General features: G+C 33.3%; 16 protein-coding genes. 13 read left to right on the top strand and 3 right to left on the bottom strand.

All coding sequences use genetic code 11. The features are described from left to right. Positions 1–4: 4 nt before the first annotated feature. On the top strand, positions 5–1,879 hold the full coding sequence (locus CRO45_RS05180; protein ID WP_097148569.1) for a sensor domain-containing diguanylate cyclase: 1,875 nt from the start codon (positions 5–7) through the stop codon (positions 1,877–1,879). Positions 1,880–1,925: 46 nt separating this feature from the next. Here the strand turns inward: CRO45_RS05180 and CRO45_RS05175 are convergent, their stop codons facing one another. Beyond that, entirely contained in the window at positions 1,926–2,405 is a 480-nt protein-coding gene (locus CRO45_RS05175; protein WP_097148568.1) for a GAF domain-containing protein, read from the bottom strand. A gap of 12 nt (positions 2,406–2,417) precedes the next feature. Continuing rightward, positions 2,418–3,212, bottom strand: a complete 795-nt coding sequence (hisJ, locus tag CRO45_RS05170) for a histidinol-phosphatase HisJ (protein ID WP_097148567.1) — start codon at positions 3,210–3,212, stop codon at positions 2,418–2,420. A 135-nt stretch (positions 3,213–3,347) separates the two neighbouring features. Between hisJ and ezrA the strand changes: the two genes are divergently transcribed. The 9 genes from ezrA to CRO45_RS05125 all read left to right on the top strand — a co-directional run bounded on the left by ezrA (position 3,348) and on the right by CRO45_RS05125 (position 13,144). Next, complete coding sequence (gene ezrA, locus CRO45_RS05165) at positions 3,348–5,051, top strand: septation ring formation regulator EzrA (protein ID WP_097148566.1); 1,704 nt, start codon at positions 3,348–3,350, stop codon at positions 5,049–5,051. A 198-nt stretch (positions 5,052–5,249) separates the two neighbouring features. After that, entirely contained in the window at positions 5,250–6,398 is a 1,149-nt protein-coding gene (locus CRO45_RS05160) for a cysteine desulfurase family protein (protein ID WP_097148565.1), read from the top strand. Next, positions 6,395–7,603, top strand: coding sequence for a tRNA uracil 4-sulfurtransferase ThiI (gene thiI / locus CRO45_RS05155; protein WP_097148564.1), 1,209 nt, complete (start codon positions 6,395–6,397; stop codon positions 7,601–7,603). Before CRO45_RS05160 ends, thiI begins: the two co-directional genes overlap by 4 nt. A 135-nt stretch (positions 7,604–7,738) precedes the next feature. Next, on the top strand, positions 7,739–7,951 hold the full coding sequence (locus CRO45_RS05150; protein WP_097148563.1) for an alpha/beta-type small acid-soluble spore protein: 213 nt from the start codon (positions 7,739–7,741) through the stop codon (positions 7,949–7,951). A 263-nt stretch (positions 7,952–8,214) separates the two neighbouring features. Then, on the top strand, positions 8,215–9,798 hold the full coding sequence (mbcS, locus tag CRO45_RS05145) for an acyl-CoA synthetase MbcS (protein WP_097148562.1): 1,584 nt from the start codon (positions 8,215–8,217) through the stop codon (positions 9,796–9,798). A 148-nt stretch (positions 9,799–9,946) separates the two neighbouring features. Next, positions 9,947–10,951, top strand: a complete 1,005-nt coding sequence (sppA, locus tag CRO45_RS05140; RefSeq protein ID WP_097148561.1) for a signal peptide peptidase SppA — start codon at positions 9,947–9,949, stop codon at positions 10,949–10,951. A 15-nt stretch (positions 10,952–10,966) separates the two neighbouring features. Further along, on the top strand, positions 10,967–11,518 hold the full coding sequence (locus CRO45_RS05135; protein ID WP_235864523.1) for an RDD family protein: 552 nt from the start codon (positions 10,967–10,969) through the stop codon (positions 11,516–11,518). Positions 11,519–11,599: 81 nt separating this feature from the next. Next, positions 11,600–12,109 carry a thiol peroxidase gene (gene tpx, locus CRO45_RS05130; RefSeq protein ID WP_097148560.1) on the top strand — a complete coding sequence of 170 codons (510 nt, stop codon included), beginning with the start codon at positions 11,600–11,602 and terminating at the stop codon, positions 12,107–12,109. Positions 12,110–12,214: 105 nt separating this feature from the next. Continuing rightward, the gene (locus CRO45_RS05125; RefSeq protein ID WP_097148559.1) at positions 12,215–13,144 is read left to right on the top strand and encodes a class I SAM-dependent methyltransferase; all 930 of its coding nucleotides are present in this window, start codon (positions 12,215–12,217) and stop codon (positions 13,142–13,144) included. A gap of 86 nt (positions 13,145–13,230) precedes the next feature. On the opposite strand, the gene CRO45_RS05120 is transcribed toward CRO45_RS05125, so the two are convergent. Then, positions 13,231–13,686: a universal stress protein gene (locus tag CRO45_RS05120; protein WP_097148558.1), complete on the bottom strand. Its 456-nt coding sequence runs from the start codon at positions 13,684–13,686 to the stop codon at positions 13,231–13,233. A 265-nt stretch (positions 13,687–13,951) separates the two neighbouring features. On the opposite strand from CRO45_RS05120, the gene ald reads away from it, so the two are divergent. The 3 genes from ald to CRO45_RS05105 all read left to right on the top strand — a co-directional run bounded on the left by ald (position 13,952) and on the right by CRO45_RS05105 (position 17,507). After that, the gene (gene ald / locus CRO45_RS05115) at positions 13,952–15,088 is read left to right on the top strand and encodes an alanine dehydrogenase (RefSeq protein ID WP_097148557.1); all 1,137 of its coding nucleotides are present in this window, start codon (positions 13,952–13,954) and stop codon (positions 15,086–15,088) included. 280 nt (positions 15,089–15,368) lie between these two features. Further along, positions 15,369–16,526: an ABC transporter substrate-binding protein gene (locus CRO45_RS05110; protein ID WP_097148556.1), complete on the top strand. Its 1,158-nt coding sequence runs from the start codon at positions 15,369–15,371 to the stop codon at positions 16,524–16,526. A gap of 96 nt (positions 16,527–16,622) precedes the next feature. Next, positions 16,623–17,507 carry a branched-chain amino acid ABC transporter permease gene (locus CRO45_RS05105; protein ID WP_097148555.1) on the top strand — a complete coding sequence of 295 codons (885 nt, stop codon included), beginning with the start codon at positions 16,623–16,625 and terminating at the stop codon, positions 17,505–17,507. Positions 17,508–17,509 lie beyond the last annotated feature (2 nt).

The following is a 17,509-nucleotide window of genomic DNA, read 5'->3' as shown; positions in this document are numbered from 1 at the left end:
TTTTATGAAAGTACATCAACAATCCATCAATCATTTAATATCAGATTTACTTGCTATATGTGCAAAATCTGTAGATGAACTTTCAATAAATAATAGTCAATTTGAACTAATTGAAAAGTGTTTAAAACGTTATCTTGATATTGAATATAGTTATTTTCTCATATACGATGGAAACAAATTTATATGCCCTAATGATGACGTATCATTCGATCTTCGATATAGTGGAATTCCAAGTGCCTTATTAGAAAAGTATTTTGTTAAACAAACGGTTAACGAGTTACCTAATATATTAAAGGAAAAAGAAGAATTTAAAGAACTTACCCATATGATTTTATTAAAAGGTCCAAATGAGAATAATAATTTACTTTTAATAAAAGAAAGTAGTAAGTGGAAAGAGTTCACTCAAACAGAATATTTTGAACAAACAATGCAAAATATTTCTAATATTGTACAAATGTTAAATAAAACTAAAGAAATTCGATTAAACGAAAATCAATATCGGAAATTGTACAACATGACAGATTTATTCCATTCCACAATGGATATTAATATGATTTTAGAAAACGTATTAAATACGATTCAAGAAAATTTCCCAACTTTTCAAGTTGAATTGATATTATCTAATGACCAGGATCGGCAGACAACAATCTCCATAAAACAATTTGATTATTTAACTGAAAGACCGTCCACTATTGAGGCTTTTGTTTCAGGAAATATAACAACTGAAAAGGCTAGCGATTTAAATTATAGTTTGCTCAATGCTCCTATTAAAGGAAGGCAAGCTATTTATGGCATTTTACAAGTAAGTGCACATATTTCATATGTTTTTTCTCCAATTGAAAAAAACTTTGTAAGTATGCTTGCAAATACTGCAGGGAATGCGCTTGAAAATGCCAAGCTATATCATCAGTCGCATCGTTTAGTAAGTGATCTACAGTTAATTAATGAAACGTCCCACCGATTAAATATGAATTTAAATATGAATGACATGTTGAAGCTATTACAAAAACAGCTAATCAAGTCTTTTCAACCTATGGAACTATGTTTTGTGTTCATTGAAAATAATACATGCAAATTGACGGAAGCATGTACCGAATTTTTTAAAACGCCAAAGGGACGGGAATATATAAAATATGTATCTAACCATTTTAATAAAACTCAAGATTCATTATTTGTAGCAGATTTTAATCGTTTAATTTCAAAAGATGTCCCCTATAATTCATTAATGGCAATACCTTTAATTGTAGAGCAAAGAATTTATGGCTTTAGCATTGTTTTGCATAGCGAATCTTACTTTTTCTCATTTGATAGTTATAAACTAATGCAGTCACTTATTCAACATTCATCATTAGCAATCGCAAACTCAATGTTAAGAAGTCAATTACAACAAATGGTTGACCATGACCATTTAACAAAACTATATGCAAGAAGTTATTTAGATCAATTTGTTGAAAAATCATTAAAAACAGATGATTCCGGTATGTTTTTACTAGTTGATATTGATAACTTTAAACGAGTCAACGATACATACGGTCATCATGTAGGAGATGAAGTATTAATTCAAATTGGTGATTTACTTCTAGATATTGTTGGTACTAGAGGGATTTGTGCTCGATGGGGTGGAGAAGAAATGGCGGTTTACGTTCCAAATATTTTAGACGATGAGTCCATTCGACTGGCAGAAAATATAGTTGATACGATTCCTATTGGGACAAACCCGACCGTGACAATTTCTGCTGGAATGATTGTATGGCATAAGGATGAACGCCCTGATTTTCAAACGATCTTCTTACAAGCAGATACTGCACTCTATTATTCAAAAAATAATGGTAAAAACCGAGTATATATTTACGATGAAGAATTAGAAAAAACACTATAAAAAATTTGGCTGATTTGAATGTGTTACATTCAAATCAGCCATTTTTTTATAAATGTTTAGTTAATACTTTCATAAACTGTTCCAAACCTTCGCGGTCTTCTTCGGAAAATCTGTTTAATGATGGACTATCAATATCTAAAACACCTAGAACTTCATCATTTTTAATAATAGGAATTACAATTTCTGAATTAGAAGCAGCATCACAAGCTATATGGCCAGGAAATTTATGGACATCTTCAACGACAATTGTTTCTTTTTTCGAAACAGCAGTTCCGCATACACCTTTTCCAACAGCAATGCGAACGCATGCAGGTAGTCCTTGGAATGGACCTAAAACAAGTTCTCCATCCTTCATTAAATAAAAGCCAACCCAATTAATATTGTCTAAGAATTGATTTAATAATGCAGATGCATTACTTAAGTTTGCTATAAGATCGTTTTCACCTTCTAGTAATGCATCAAGTTGTTTTGATAATAGATTATATTGTTCTTTTGTAGACCCACTAAATTTTAATTTTGTGAACATATTAAAGCTCCTTTATTTTGAAAATAATACTTCATAATGTTGATGTAAATCATTGACGCTGTGTGCATCTGAACCAAAAATCATAGGTAATTCAATGGATTTTGCATAATGAATTAATGGTAACGGTGGATATGGTTCCTTGCAATCTTTTTTACTTAAGCCAGCACTATTTAAATCTAATTCGAATCTTTTTTCCTTCATTAAAGTAAGGACTTCTTTTATTCTCGTCGTATCATCAATTTTTTCACCATGAGCTAATTGAAACTTATGAATAAGTGTTGGATGTCCAATACGTTTTGGTTTATATCTCCCAAGATTTGCATGAATTGATTTTTCTACAGTTTCGTAATATAAATTGTAAACTTCTTGAACACTTCCTACTTTTCTAGCAAAATCTAAAAATACTTCTTTAGAAAAATCAATACAACAATATTCATCTTCCCATTTAAGAAAATGTACAGATAGAATTGCATCATCTAAAAGAGGCCCTACAGTATCTAAAAATGCTCTTGTTTCAGTTTCGTAACCAATAATATAGTCAATTTCTAAGCCGACGTTAATTTTAATTTTATCGGCATATGTAGACTTTATTTCACTCAAAGTCTCAATATATGCTTGTAACAATTTCGGATTCATGCCACTATCTTTATCCGGTGTTGGGTCTGAAAAGTTTGTTGGAAGAGGTGCGTGTTCGGTAAATGAAATTTCTGAAAATCCAGAATGAATCGCTTTCTCAACATATTGCTCAATTGAATCCGTAGTACCATGAGGACAAAATTGTGTATGAATATGCCCATCTTTTTTCAAAATGATACTCCTCCTTTTCGAAAGAAAGTTAAACTTGAATTAATTTACTTTAATTTATTCAACAAATGAATCAAAACATGGTATATTATAGTTACGAACTAGCCGATTTGTGTGATTTGGAATAGGGGGCTTACGATGAAGTATATCATCATTATTGTCATCGTACTAATAGCATTATTTGTTGTAGGACTCTTTGTGAGACGGAAACATAATGTCATTATACAGCGATTAGAAAAAGATAAGTTACAAGTTCAGCATTATCCTATCTTTGAAGAACTAACAAAAGTAAAAGCGTTGAATATGAATGGTGAAACTGAAAAACTATTTGAATCATGGCGCGATCAATGGACAGAAGTGATTGATGTCCACATTATTAAAATGGATTCCATGTTATTCGATGCTGAGGATTATATTGATCGTTTTAATTTTAAAAAAGCTTCAAAGGTTGAAAGAGAACTAGAAGAATATTTAAAGAAATGTGAAAAAATTAAAAATCAAATTATCACTGAGTTAGAAGAATTAGTAGGTAGTGAAGAAAAAAATCGTATTGAAGTTGAACAACTAAAAGAATATTATCGCTCTGCACGCAAAACATTGCTTGCTCATCCTTATTCTTTTGGACAAGCACTACCAGCATTAGAAAAGAAACTTGAAGAAATTCCTACAAGGTTTAGTCAATATGAAACATTGACACAAGAAGGGAATTATCTACAAGCCCGTGAAGTTGTACTTTCACTAAATACAGATGCTGAGCAGTTTGATTATTTCATAAATGAAATACCTAGTGTAATAACGGATATACATACAAAAATCCCTAATGCAATCCATGATTTAAGAAATGGTCAGCGAGAAATGGAAGAAGGTTCCTACTATTTAAATCATTTAGAATTAAATGATGCTCTTGCTAAACTAGAAGATGAATTAGAGCAACTGAACCAAGAAGTGAAAGATTTAAACATTTCAACAGTAGTTACTCGGGTTGAAAAAATTAATGATGAAATCGACCACTACTATGACCTACTTGAAAAAGAAGTTATTGCTAAAAACTTTGTTGATAAAAATTACGATCACTTATATACATCCATAAATGATGTATTACGTGTAACAAAAGAAGTGAGTGAGGAAGCTGTTTATGTACAAACAACTTACCGAATCTCAGAAGAAGAAGCCGAGATTCCGAAAGCTGGTTTAAAGCAGCTAGAGATAATACAAAAACGATTTGAAATACTAGCAACAAGAGTACATGAGGAACAATCTGCTTATTCTAGTTTACAACAAGAACTAATTGAAATTAGTGAAGAGATAGAACAAATTAAAGTGCAGCAAGAAGAATTATCAAATCGACTAAAAAACTTGCGAATCGATGAAAATAAAGCACGTCAGCAACTAAATTCACTAAAGAAACTATTACAAAATATTGATCGACAATTACAAAAAGCAAATATTCCAGGAATTCCAGAAGATATGGAAGCCCGATTAGAAGAAGCAGAAGAGAAAGTCTTCTTAGTAATTCAAAGCTTACAAGAAGTTCCACTGAATATGAATTTAGTTAATGCAAATCTACAAAATGCAAATCAATGTATTCAAGAAGTGGATGAACGTGCGCAAGAAATGATCGAAAATGTAATGCTTATTGAGCGCATTATCCAATATGGAAACCGTTACCGAGCATCGAATAGAACAGTTCATGAAAAGTTATTAGAGGCTGAAGATGCTTTTCACCAATTCCGCTATATGAAAGCATTAGAAGATGCGGTTTCTGCTGTTGAACAAGCAGAACCAGGTGCAATAAGGCGAATTGAAGAACTAGTGCAAGAAGAATTATATTCTAAGTCTTAATATTCAGCTCAAACATCTTGAAGTTTCACGATAGGGCTGTCTAGAAACTAAACTTTCTAGACAGCCATTTCTTGTTTTATACCAAATATTGCTTACTATTTTGATAGTTTAAATATGTTATATTTTCTTTTGGCAAGGCGTCTTGTTTTATTAAGCGACGCCTATTCTTATGAAATTTATTAATAAAGGTTGGTAAATATGATTTATTTTGACAACAGTGCAACGACACGACCATATAAAGAAGTGTTAGATACATTCGTAAAAGTAAATGAACAATTTTATGCAAATCCTGCATCAATTCATGAAGCTGGTGTGGAAGTAAATGAATTATTAGATCGCGCTAGAATGCAAGTAGCGGATATTTTTAATACAGAAGAGAAATGTGTCATATTCACTGCGGGTGGCACTGAATCAAATAACCTTGCGATATTTGGTGTCTCTAAAGCAAATACTCATAAAGGAAAGCACATTATTACTACAAAAATCGAACATGCTTCCGTTTTAGAAGCAGTAAAATCCTTGGAGAAAGATGGATTCGAAGTCGATTACTTAGATGTAGATGAGACTGGTACTATATCACTTGAAGATTTAAAACAAAGAGTTAGAAAAGATACAGTTCTTGTAAGTATAATGCATGTAAACAATGAAATAGGTGCGATTCAACCAATTGAAGAAGCTGGACAGATTATCCATGAAAATAGTCGTGCTGTTTTTCATGTAGATGCCGTTCAAAGTTTTGGTAAGTTACCAATTAAATTTAACGGTGACAAAGGTCCAGATATTATAACAGTTTCTGGACATAAAATTCATGGATTAAAAGGTTCTGGTGTAATTGTTTTCCGACAGAAATTGAACATCATTCCATTAATACTTGGTGGTGGACAAGAATTTGGTTTAAGAAGTGGTACTGTTGCTGTACCGCAAGCAATTGCTTTTGCAAAGGCTGCTCGAATCACAGTTGAAAATGCACAGGCTATACAAAGTAAATATAAAAAGTGGCATGAGGATTTAATGAAGTTTTTGACTGGATTCGGAGAAGTTATTCACTTATTATCAACCAAATTTGGTGCAGATCATATTTTATCCTTTAGTGTGAAGGATTTAAAAGGTGAAATATTAATTAATGCTTTACAAGAACGTGGAATTATCGTATCTACATCAAGTGCTTGCTCTTCAAAACAGAAGACAACAAGTCATGTAGTAACAGCAATAAATGTAGCACCTAAATTTAAAGATGGAGTGATCCGTTTAAGTTTTGGGGCATTTAATACAGATGAAGAAATTGAAAAATTTAAAGAAGAATTTGCAAAAGTCATTAAGGACTTAAAAGGAGTTAACTACAAATGAAATGGAAAGAAGTATTAATAAGATACGGAGAATTATCAACAAAAGGTCGAAATCGAAAAGAGTTTATTAACCGCCTCCGTGATAATATCCGTTATACATTCAACGAAATTGCTCCGTTGAAGATTCATACAGAACGAGATCGAATGCATATTCAAATTGAAAATAATGAGCAAATGGATATTATTATGGAAAAGTTACCGAAAGTATTTGGTATTCAATCATTTAGTCCTGTTGCAATATGCGAAAAAAATATGGACGCTATGAAATCATTAGCAATTGAAATTATGAATGATTTTAAAGATCAAGACATCACTTTTAAAGTAGAAGTAAGACGTTCAGATAAATCATTTCCACATGAATCACATGAAATTCAACGTGAGATTGGTGGAACTGTTCTAAGTAACTATCAAAATTTAACTGTTAAAGTAAAGAAACCCGATGTGGAATTACGAATTGAAGTTCGAAAAGATGCTATTTATATGATGGCTCAAGTTATTCAAGGTGCTGGTGGAATGCCAGTCGGTTCGAACGGGAAATCACTATTAATGTTATCAGGCGGTATTGACAGTCCTGTTGCTGGTTATATGATGATGAAACGTGGAGTACGTCTAGAAGCGATTCACTTTTTTAGCCCACCATATACAAGCCAAAATTCACTTGAAAAAGTAAAAGTACTTGCAAACGAATTATCGAAATTTGGTTATAAAATAAGAATGCATGTCATTCCATTTACAGATATACAAGTTCTTATTAAAGATCGTGTTCCTGAAAATATGCTAATGACAACAACACGCCGAATGATGATGAAAATCGCAGATAGAGTTCGTGAAGAAATTGATGCTTTAGGCATTGTAACTGGGGAAAGTCTAGGACAAGTAGCAAGCCAAACATTAGAAAGTTTAACTGCTATTAATGATGTTACTACAACTCCGATTCTTAGACCTTTAATCGGTTACGATAAACTTGAAATTATTGATATTGCAGAAAAAATTGGTACTTACGAAACGTCAATTCAACCGTTTGAAGATTGTTGTACAATTTTTACTCCTGCAAATCCAAAAACTAAACCAAAAGTAGATAAAGTTAAATATTACGAAAGCTTTACTGATTTTGATGATTTAATTGATAAAGCAGTAAAAAATCGTGAACTTTATATCTTCCCGATGACAAAACCAAGAGAAGATAAGTTTGAAGGTCTACTTTAATATATAAATCAGTAACAAAAAAACACCGCATTTTTATAACCATCTAATTAGAAATACAAGCACATATTTCCTCTAACCTTTTGTGTATTAAAAAATGATTTCGGCACAATCTAAATGCACAAGGAGGTGAGAGACATGGCAACAAACGATAGCAGAAATACAAACAAATTATTAGTGCCTGGTGCTAACCAAGCATTAGACCAAATGAAGTATGAAATTGCACAAGAGTTTGGTGTTCAACTCGGACCAGATGCGTCATCTCGTGCGAACGGATCAGTTGGAGGAGAAATTACTAAACGCCTAGTGCAAATGGCTGAATCACAATTACGTGGTACTCAAGGTCAATAATATGACTAAAAGGGCTAGTAGCGAAAGCTACTAGCTCTTTATTTTGTGTTTTTTTATTTCATATTACTCTAAAAAAAAAATGGAGAAAAAATTTTTCTGAAAAAATAGTACCTACTCCTAAAACCTTGGTATATAATTAGGTTATAATTATTTTTGTAATTATTGAAAACACCTTTGGATAGACTTTTACTTTATGTCTAAATTTCCGGCAAAAATCATATATAAAATTGCAAAAAGTAAATTAGAATTGGGGGAAGTATGGAATGAAAAGAGAAGATTTATTAGCTCCAGAAAACTATAACATCGTAGACGAAATAGAACGTTTTGCTAGTGAAGAAGGAAAATTAGCATTAATGGTTCACCATGAAAATGGAGAAATTGAAAAGATTACTTATAAAGATTTAATTAAACAAGCTAACAAAGTAGCTAATGTTTTAACTAATAAAGGTTTACAAAAAGGTGATGTGGCATTAGTAATGGTACCTCGTTCTGTTGAGGCATACATAACTTATATTGGCGCATTAAAAGCTGGAATTACAATTATTCCAAGTTCAGAAATGTTAAGAGCAAAAGATATTGATTATCGAATTACTCATTCTGGTGCTAAAGCTGTCATTGCATTTGAGAAAGAGTTATCACAATTTGATGAAGTAGAACATTTAAATGGTTTACAACAACTAGTATTTGGAAGTTCCCAAGGTTCTTGGATTTCAATGCAATCTGAAATGGAACAAGCTTCTGAAGAATTTGAAGGGAATCGTACGAAAGACTCGGACATAGCTTTCCTCTCATACACAAGTGGTACTACTGGAAATCCAAAAGGTGTAGTTCACTCTCATGGTTGGGGATATGCTCACTTACGTACAACAGCAGCTCATTGGCTTGGGGTAAAAGAAGGTGACCTTGCTTGGGCTACAGCTGCACCTGGATGGCAAAAATGGATTTGGAGTCCGTTTTTAGCGGTATTAGGTAGTGGGGCAACTGCATTTGTTCATATCGGTCGATTTGATCCACAACAATATTTACAAATGCTACAAGATCATAAAATTAATGTTTTATGTTGTACACCAACAGAATATCGATTAATGGCAAAAGTAGATGGATTAGAAAATTATGATCTATCAAGTGTTCGAAGTGCTGTATCAGCTGGAGAACCATTAAATAGTGAAGTAATTAACAAATTTATAGAAGTGTTCTCACTACAAGTTCGTGATGGATATGGACAAACTGAAAATACATTATTAGTCGGTACATTAATCGGTATGGAGTCAAAACCAGGATCTATGGGAAAACCAACTCCAGGTAACCTAGTTGAAGTAATTAATGACTTAGGCGAACCAACAAATTCAGGGGAAGTAGGGGATATTGCGGTTCATTCTTCTACACCAGCATTATTCAAAGGCTATTTAAATGATCCTGAAAGAACAAAAGTTCAATATCGTGGTGAATGGTTCCTAACTGGTGACCGTGCGTATAAAGATGAAGATGGGTATTTCTGGTTTGAAGGACGTGGTGATGATATAATTGTTTCTTCTGGTTATACAATCGGACCATTCGAAGTAGAAGATGCTCTTGTAAAACACCCAGCTGTAAAAGAATGTGCGGTCGTTGCAAGTCCCGATGAAATTCGCGGTCACATTGTAAAAGCATTCGTTGTTTTACGTGATCCAGAGTTGAAATCTAGTAATACAATTGTTAAAGAACTACAAGATCATGTGAAAACAATTACAGCTCCATATAAATACCCAAGAGCAATTGAGTTTATCGATGAATTACCTAAAACATCATCAGGGAAAATTCGTCGAATTGAGTTAAGACAAAAAGAATTTAATGAAACAGTAAAGTAGTAATCATTCTTTAGGAAATAATAAAATATATTAATTTTAAGGCTGTCCAGATAGAACAATTCACTGGACAGCCTTAATTAAATTCTTAAACTTTTTGAAACATTATACAATTCCATTCGTAGAATTTTAATGAGGAGGGATTCATTTAATGAATACTAAACGATGGATTGCAATTATTATTGCAGCTTTTTTATTTATTTTCTCAATAGGATTAAATGCCGTAATTGGCTTTTTTAGTTCTGATTTAATATCAACTGTTTCAGAAGAGACAACTATTGCTCTAAATGAAAAAGTAATTGAGAGTGGGAATATAACAGAAAGAATAGCATTACTAACAGTGGATGGAGTCATTCAAGATGTTGGTTCTGGCAATATTTGGTCTCAAGTTGAGTATGACCATCAATTATTTTTAAAACAACTTGATACAATTTTGCAAGATCCAACTGTACAAGCTATAGTACTTACAGTAAATTCACCAGGTGGTGGAGCTATTGAATCAGCAGAAATTCATAAAAAATTAGTTCAAATTAAGAATGAGCGAAATATTCCAATCTATGTATCAATGGGTTCAATGGCGGCATCAGGTGGTTATTATATAGCTGCACCAGCCGATAAAATTTATGCTCATAGAGAGACGATTACAGGTTCAATTGGTGTAATTATGTCTAGTTATAATTTTTCACAACTTGCTGAGAACTTTGGTATTGAATTTGAAACTATTAAATCTGGTCAACATAAGGACATGTTTAGTGGTACAAGAGCATCAACGGAAGAAGAAAAAGCAATGATGCAGGAAATGATTAACGATTCCTACGAAGTATTTGTTGATGTTGTTGAGGAAGGCCGTGGAATGAGTGAAGCAGAAGTTAAAGCGGTTGCAGATGGACGTATTTTAGGTGGATCTCAAGCGGTTAAAGCTGGCTTAGTAGATGAATTAGGTGGTTTAGACGATACAATTGCAAGTTTACGTTCTGATTATGGATTGCAAAATGCAACACTTTTTGAATATAAAGTAAATACTGGTGGTATTCGTTCGTTTTTAAGTATGAAACTTGGGTCATTATTCGGTCCTTCTGTTGAACAACAGATGATCACTAAACTAATGAATTCATCGAATTCTCCTAGGTTGATGTATCTTTATGGAGAATTTTAAGGAGGGTTACTTAACATGGAAGATGTAAATGGAATGAACCATTCCTCAGAAGCCCAGCAAACTATAGTAGCCAAGCCTGTAGAAGAATATGAAGAAAAAACAGTTGGCTTTTGGATGCGTTTCTTTGCATTTATTATTGATCAAGGTATTGTTTCGGCGATGATAGGGATTGTTGTATATCCTATTTTTAAAGTGTTTGATTTGAATTTAACGGATACTCGCTACTTTGCACCCATATCAATCATCTCAACAATTTTTTACTTTAGCTATTTCATATTGATGACAAAATATTTTGGGCAAACGCTAGGCAAAATGATATTTGGTATAAAAGTACAAAAGTCAGATGGAGAAAAATTAGATTGGGTTACTGTTATTTTTCGTGAGCTAATTGGAAGGTTTATTAATAATACTGTATGGATATTATACCTTCTTGTCGTTTTTATGCCAAAAAACAATAGTTTAGCAGACTATTTTGCCGAAACTGTTGTCGTGCAAGAAAATGTATACATTAAAAAGAAACAGGACAATGTTAAACCAGTTCCTTTAGACAGTCCGATTGTTGGATGATTTTTCCCATAATCAAGCTAACTTATTTGCAAAGATGAAATACCTTTTAGTAAGATGATTACAGAAAGGGAGGCGAATATAATGGTACAAGTAACATTTAAAAACAATCCAATCACTTTAGTAGGTAGTGAAGTAAAAGTAGGTGACCAAGCACCTGATTTTACAGTATTAGCAAATGACATGTCACCTGTTACATTAAAAGATTCAGAAGGAAAAGTTCGATTAATTATTTCTGTTCCTTCATTAGACACTGGTGTATGTGATGCGGAAACTCGTCGTTTTAACGAAGAGGTAGCGAGTATTGGTGGAGACGTAGCATTTTATACAGTTTCTGTAGATTTACCATTTGCTCAAAAACGTTGGTGTGCGGCAGCAGGAATTGAAGGTGTGCACACAGTATCAGACTATAAGGATTTATCATTTGGTGAAGCTTACGGAGTGCACATGAAGGAACTTCGTCTTCTGGCTCGTGCTGTATTTGTAATTGACCGTGAAGGAAAAGTTACATATGTTGAATACGTACCAGAAGGAACAAGTCACCCGAACTATGAGGCAGCAATTGATGCTGTGAAGGCAGCTTTAGCAAAATAATTGTAACATAGCTAACTAAATGCAATTACAACTTTTGTTTGGTATTTTACGGACCCACTCGACTAGATTTTTACGAGTGGGTTGTTCGTTTCAAAGGAGTAAATTATGGATAAATTAGAACAAATCTTTACAACGATCAATGAAACTTCAGAGCAATATGAACAAAATAGTGATTTCACCTATTTAGAAGGGGTGTTACATACCCTTGAAGATATACTTGATGGAAAGATTGATTGGTCTTTTAAAGATGCAACCAAAGAAGAAATTAGAAAAGCAATACAATTAGCGATTTTAAAAGGAATGAGAAAAAATTCTCAACCAAATCATCAAATGACACCTGATACCCTTGGATTATTAGTTGGCTATTTTGTTGAACAATTCATGGAAGAAAAATTAAAAAACGGACCGATTTCAATACTTGATCCTGCAGTTGGAACAGGAAATTTATTATTAACTGTTATGAATTTGTTAGATGGAAAAACTTTCGCTACTGGAATTGAAGTGGATGAAATGTTAATCCGATTAGCTGCAGATACAGCCGAATTAACGAAACAACCATTAATGCTCTATCATCAAGATGCGTTGCAAAAAATGTTGGTAGATCCAGTTGATGTAGTAGTTTGCGATTTGCCTGTAGGTTATTACCCGAACGAAGAGGTAGCAATAGATTATGAATTGTGTGCCCATGAGGGAATGAGTTATGCACATCATTTATTTATCGAACAATCAATTAACCATTCAAAAGAGGGAGCGTACCTATTTTTCTTAATACCTGCGAACCTTTTTGAATCAGAGCAATCAAAAGAGCTACATAAATATTTAAAAAAGCATACATGGATACAAGCGGTTATTCAATTGCCTAATGGACTATTTGCAAATAAAGCATTAGAAAAGAGTATACTAATTGTTCAAAAGCAGAGTAAGGAATACAGTGCTCCCCGTGAAGTGCTATTAGCTAAAGTACCAACGATGTCAAATAAACAAGCATTGGCTGCATTTTTTGAAAAAGTTCAAATTTGGAAAGAAAATAAATAATCCTGTTATATGAATTCTTATATTCAATTTCAGTGCGATAGAAAAAACCCCCTTAGGGCCATGTTGCCCTAAAGGGGTTTTTAAAGTTATTCTACAGTGTCAGGAGTACGAACTACTAATACGTCACATTTTGCAGAGCGTACGATTGCTTCTGAAACAGAACCAATTAAGAAACGTTCAACAGCATTTAAACCTGTAGCACCACATACGATTAAATCAGCTTCAACAACTTTTGAAAGTTCTTTTGTAATGATTGCTTTTGGTGAACCGTACTCAATAATGATGTTTACGTTTTTAAGACCAGCTTCTTCTGCTTGTTTTTTATACTCATTTAACAAATCTTCAGAAAAATTTTGAGCACGATCAGCAATAGAGCGATCATAAGCTTCAATCGCTGCAAATGAACGAGTATCAATTACGTTAACTAAATTCAGTTTTGATGCATCATTACGTTTTGCCACATCAACGGCTTTTTTAAATGCATATTCTGCTTCTTTAGAGCCATCTACCGCAACTACGATACTTTTGTACTGAGTCATAATATACTCCTCCTTCTTTATACTTTAATTATATCAAATCGCATACTAATGAAAACTAATTGTAGAAAAGTAAATTTAATATTCACAAAACATTCTCAAAAGATACAAATTATTGTAAATATTATAGTTTGCCGCTTCTCTTACAATATTTCTATTATTCGGACAATAATAAACATCAAAATTTAGAAAACTATATTTCCAAAATCAGAAAATACTGATAAGATGGAATTGTCGTAACACATAACTACATAGGGAAAGAGGAATGGCGATGAAAATAGGGGTACCAAAAGAAATAAAAAACAACGAGAATCGTGTAGCAATGACGCCTGCTGGAGTTGTTACTTTAACATCTGCAGGTCATGAAGTATTTATTGAAACGGGTGCTGGATTAGGATCCTCATTTACTGATGATGATTACCGTGCTGCTGGAGCAGTCATCGTTGATTCGGCGAAAGAAGCTTGGGCACAAGAGATGGTTATGAAAGTAAAAGAACCAATTGCAAGCGAATATGACTATTTCCATGAAGGCTTAATTTTATTCACATATTTACATTTAGCACCTGAGTTAGAATTAACGCAAAGCTTGTTAGAGAAAAAGGTGGTAGGAATTGCATATGAAACAGTTCAATTACCGAACAGATCATTACCATTACTTACACCGATGAGTGAAGTAGCAGGTAAAATGTCTGTGCAAATTGGTGCACAATATTTAGAAAAATTATATGGTGGAAAAGGAATTCTTTTAGGTGGAGTATCTGGAGTACAAAGAGGAAAGGTTACAATTATTGGCGGTGGTGTAGCAGGAACAAATGCTGCACGTATTGCTGTGGGAATGGGAGCAAACGTAACAATTTTAGATGTAAGTCCAGAACGCTTACGTCAACTAGAAGATATTTTCGGTTCATCTGTTCAAACATTAATATCAAATCCATTTAACATAGCAGAATCGGTAAAAGAATCCGATTTAGTCATTGGTTCGGTTTTAATTCCTGGTGCAAGAGCTCCAAAACTTGTTACTGAAGAAATGGTTAAATCGATGAAACCAGGTTCTGTAATTATTGATATCGCAATTGACCAAGGCGGTATTTTCGAAACGACAGATAAAGTAACGACACATGATGATCCAACTTACACTAAACATGGAGTAGTTCATTATGCTGTTGCGAATATGCCAGGGGCTGTACCACGTACATCAACAATTGCATTAACTAATAATACAGTACCTTACGCTTTACAAATTGCAAATAAAGGATATAAACAAGCTTGCCTTGATAATGAAGCATTAAGAAAAGGTATTAACACATTAGAAGGTAAAGTGGTTTATCAAGCAGTGGCTATCGACCAAGGTCGCGATTATGTCCCTGTTGAAACTTTATTAAAAGGCGATACACTAGTAAGTAAATAAGTAGAAAAAAGCTATTTAAGAGATAAAAAAATCTCTTTAAATAGCTTTTTTTTATGATTTTTTCAGTGAGGTGAAATAGAAATAATAAGTCGTTAAAGAGAAAAAAGCGTCATTAAGTAGAATTTTCACTAACATTATATGAGGATAACATAAAATGGAATTTATCAGAAAATATCTAAAATTATAAAAATACCATTTACTTTTTCCTCTAAATGTACTTAAATAGTTATATTGTTTTATATAAATGAAAAACAAAAACTATTTAAGGAGGATATTATTGATGAGAAAATTAAATAAAAAGCTATTCTCAATCTTATCAATTGTTATGCTATTATTACTTGCTGCATGTGGTGGCGGTAATACAACAACAGAATCGAATTCAAATACAGGTGAAGATGGAGTATTAAGCGCTAAGTTTGGCGTTATTTCATATTTAACTGGAGCTGGAGCTGCTTACGGTGAAGCTATTACTAATGGTTTGAAGTTAGCGCAACAAGATATCAATGCGCTTGGTGAAGTAAATATTGAATTAGTTATTGAGGATTCTGCAGGTAAAGCGGATCAAGCACTTAACGCAGCTCAAAAGATTATGAGTGATGATTCGATTACTGCAATTATTGGACCGACATTAAGTACTGAATTTTTTGCAGTAGCACCAGAAGTTGATTTGAACGGTATTCCAATTTTAGGTACTTCAACTACTGTTGATGGTATTCCTGAAATTGGTGATTACGTATTTAGAAATGCAGTTCCAGAATCATTAGCAATCCCTGCAGCGATTGAAAAAGCTGTTGAACGAACTGGGGCGACAAAAGTTGCTATGATTTATGGAAATGACGACGCTTTAACAAAAGGCGGATTCGAAGTAATGGAAAGAACAGCTAAAGAAATGGGACTTGAAATTACAACTATTGAAACATATCAAGAAGGTCAAAGTGATTACAATGCACAATTGACAAAAATTAAAAACACAAATCCAGATTTAATATTAGCATCTGCTTTATATAACGAAGGTGCTGTAATTATGGACCAAGCTCGTAAAATGGGTATCGAAATTCCATTTGTAGGTGGAAATGGTTTTAACTCACCACAAGCGATTGAAATTGCTGGTGATGCAGCAAACGGTTTAATCGTTGCAACTCCATATTTTGGTGAATCATCAGATCCAAAAATTGTCGAATTCAATGAAAAATATGAAAAAGAATTCGGCAAAAAACCTGACCAATTTGCTGCACAAGCATACGATGCTTTATTCATTTATGCTGACGCATTAAAGAGAGCTGGTAGTTCCGATCGTGAAGCATTTAGAGAGTCTTTAGCAGAAACAAAAGATCTTGAAGGTATCTTAGGGAAATTCTCATTCGATGAAGTTGGAGATGTAATTATGGATGTTACTGTCCTTGAGATTAAAGACGGTAAATTCATTGAATTTGAATAATCAATAACCTTATTGGTTCTCGTAAGTCATTGCGAGAACCAATCTACATAATAAGTGTTTGCTAGGGTAATCAAATTAACTAAAGGATGATTTAAATTGCTATTAGAACAAATAATTAACGGGATAACGTTAGGTAGTATTTATGCAATAATAGCACTCGGTTTTACCCTTGTATTTGGTGTGCTAGGTATTATCAATATGGCACATGGTGAAATCTTTATGGTTGGTGCTTTTGTAGGAGTAACAACAACTGGAGTGCTTGGATGGCCTCTTTGGTTGGCATTTATAGCGGCTATTGTAGTTACAAGTATATTAGGCTACTTATTAGAACGTTTTACTTTAAGACCTTTACGAGGAAAAAAGGGTGTATCACATTTAGCGCCATTAATTAGTACGATCGGTGTGTCCATATTGTTGGAGAATCTTTCACATCACATTTTTGGTGCTGGGAATAAACCATTCAACACATCATTTTCAGAAATTAGTATTAATATAGGATCAATTACTGTTTATCTAGTTCAAATTGTTATTTTCGTCATTTCAATTCTATTAATGATTGGTTTAACGGTTTGGCTTTCGAAGACAAAAGCAGGTAAGGCATTAAGAGCAACAGCAGATAACTTAGAAACAGCTAGTATTCTAGGAGTAGATACAAAGAAAATTATTATACTAACAGTTGTTGTTGCGTCTGCAATCGGTGGTATTGCAGGTATTTTAGTTGGTATGGCGTTTAACTCAGTCAGTCCACAAATGGGATTGTCAATGGGGTTAAAAGGGCTAGCGATTATCATTTTAGGTGGTATGGGCAATGTAAAAGGTGCAATGGTTGGTGGCCTAATTTTAGGTTTATCTGAAACGATGCTAGTTGCATACGGAGATTCAGGATACCGAGATGCAATCGCATTTATTATGATTATTGTCATCCTATTATTACGTCCACAAGGTATCTTTGGTTCAAAGGTATCTCAAGAAAGAAGGTGATC

Origin of the sequence: Ureibacillus acetophenoni (genome assembly GCF_900220965.1) — a bacterium.
GTDB classification, from domain to species: domain Bacteria; phylum Bacillota; class Bacilli; order Bacillales_A; family Planococcaceae; genus Ureibacillus; species Ureibacillus acetophenoni.
Note: the sequence above shows the minus strand (reverse complement) of the source record. Positions and strands in the feature narration are given on the sequence as shown.

Bases quoted from the DNA above. Each gene is read 5' to 3' on its own strand.
- CRO45_RS05135 (WP_235864523.1), top strand. From the start codon at position 10,967: ATGGAAGATGTAAATGGAATGAACCATTCCTCAGAAGCCCAGCAAACT.
- CRO45_RS05180 (WP_097148569.1), top strand. From the start codon at position 5: ATGAAAGTACATCAACAATCCATCAATCATTTAATATCAGATTTACTT.
- thiI (WP_097148564.1), top strand. From the start codon at position 6,395: ATGAAATGGAAAGAAGTATTAATAAGATACGGAGAATTATCAACAAAA.
- ald (WP_097148557.1), top strand. From the start codon at position 13,952: ATGAAAATAGGGGTACCAAAAGAAATAAAAAACAACGAGAATCGTGTA.
- ezrA (WP_097148566.1), top strand. From the start codon at position 3,348: ATGAAGTATATCATCATTATTGTCATCGTACTAATAGCATTATTTGTT.
- CRO45_RS05175 (WP_097148568.1), bottom strand. From the start codon at position 2,405: ATGTTCACAAAATTAAAATTTAGTGGGTCTACAAAAGAACAATATAAT.
- mbcS (WP_097148562.1), top strand. From the start codon at position 8,215: ATGAAAAGAGAAGATTTATTAGCTCCAGAAAACTATAACATCGTAGAC.
- CRO45_RS05160 (WP_097148565.1), top strand. From the start codon at position 5,250: ATGATTTATTTTGACAACAGTGCAACGACACGACCATATAAAGAAGTG.
- CRO45_RS05110 (WP_097148556.1), top strand. From the start codon at position 15,369: ATGAGAAAATTAAATAAAAAGCTATTCTCAATCTTATCAATTGTTATG.
- CRO45_RS05150 (WP_097148563.1), top strand. From the start codon at position 7,739: ATGGCAACAAACGATAGCAGAAATACAAACAAATTATTAGTGCCTGGT.
- sppA (WP_097148561.1), top strand. From the start codon at position 9,947: ATGAATACTAAACGATGGATTGCAATTATTATTGCAGCTTTTTTATTT.
- tpx (WP_097148560.1), top strand. From the start codon at position 11,600: ATGGTACAAGTAACATTTAAAAACAATCCAATCACTTTAGTAGGTAGT.
- CRO45_RS05125 (WP_097148559.1), top strand. From the start codon at position 12,215: ATGGATAAATTAGAACAAATCTTTACAACGATCAATGAAACTTCAGAG.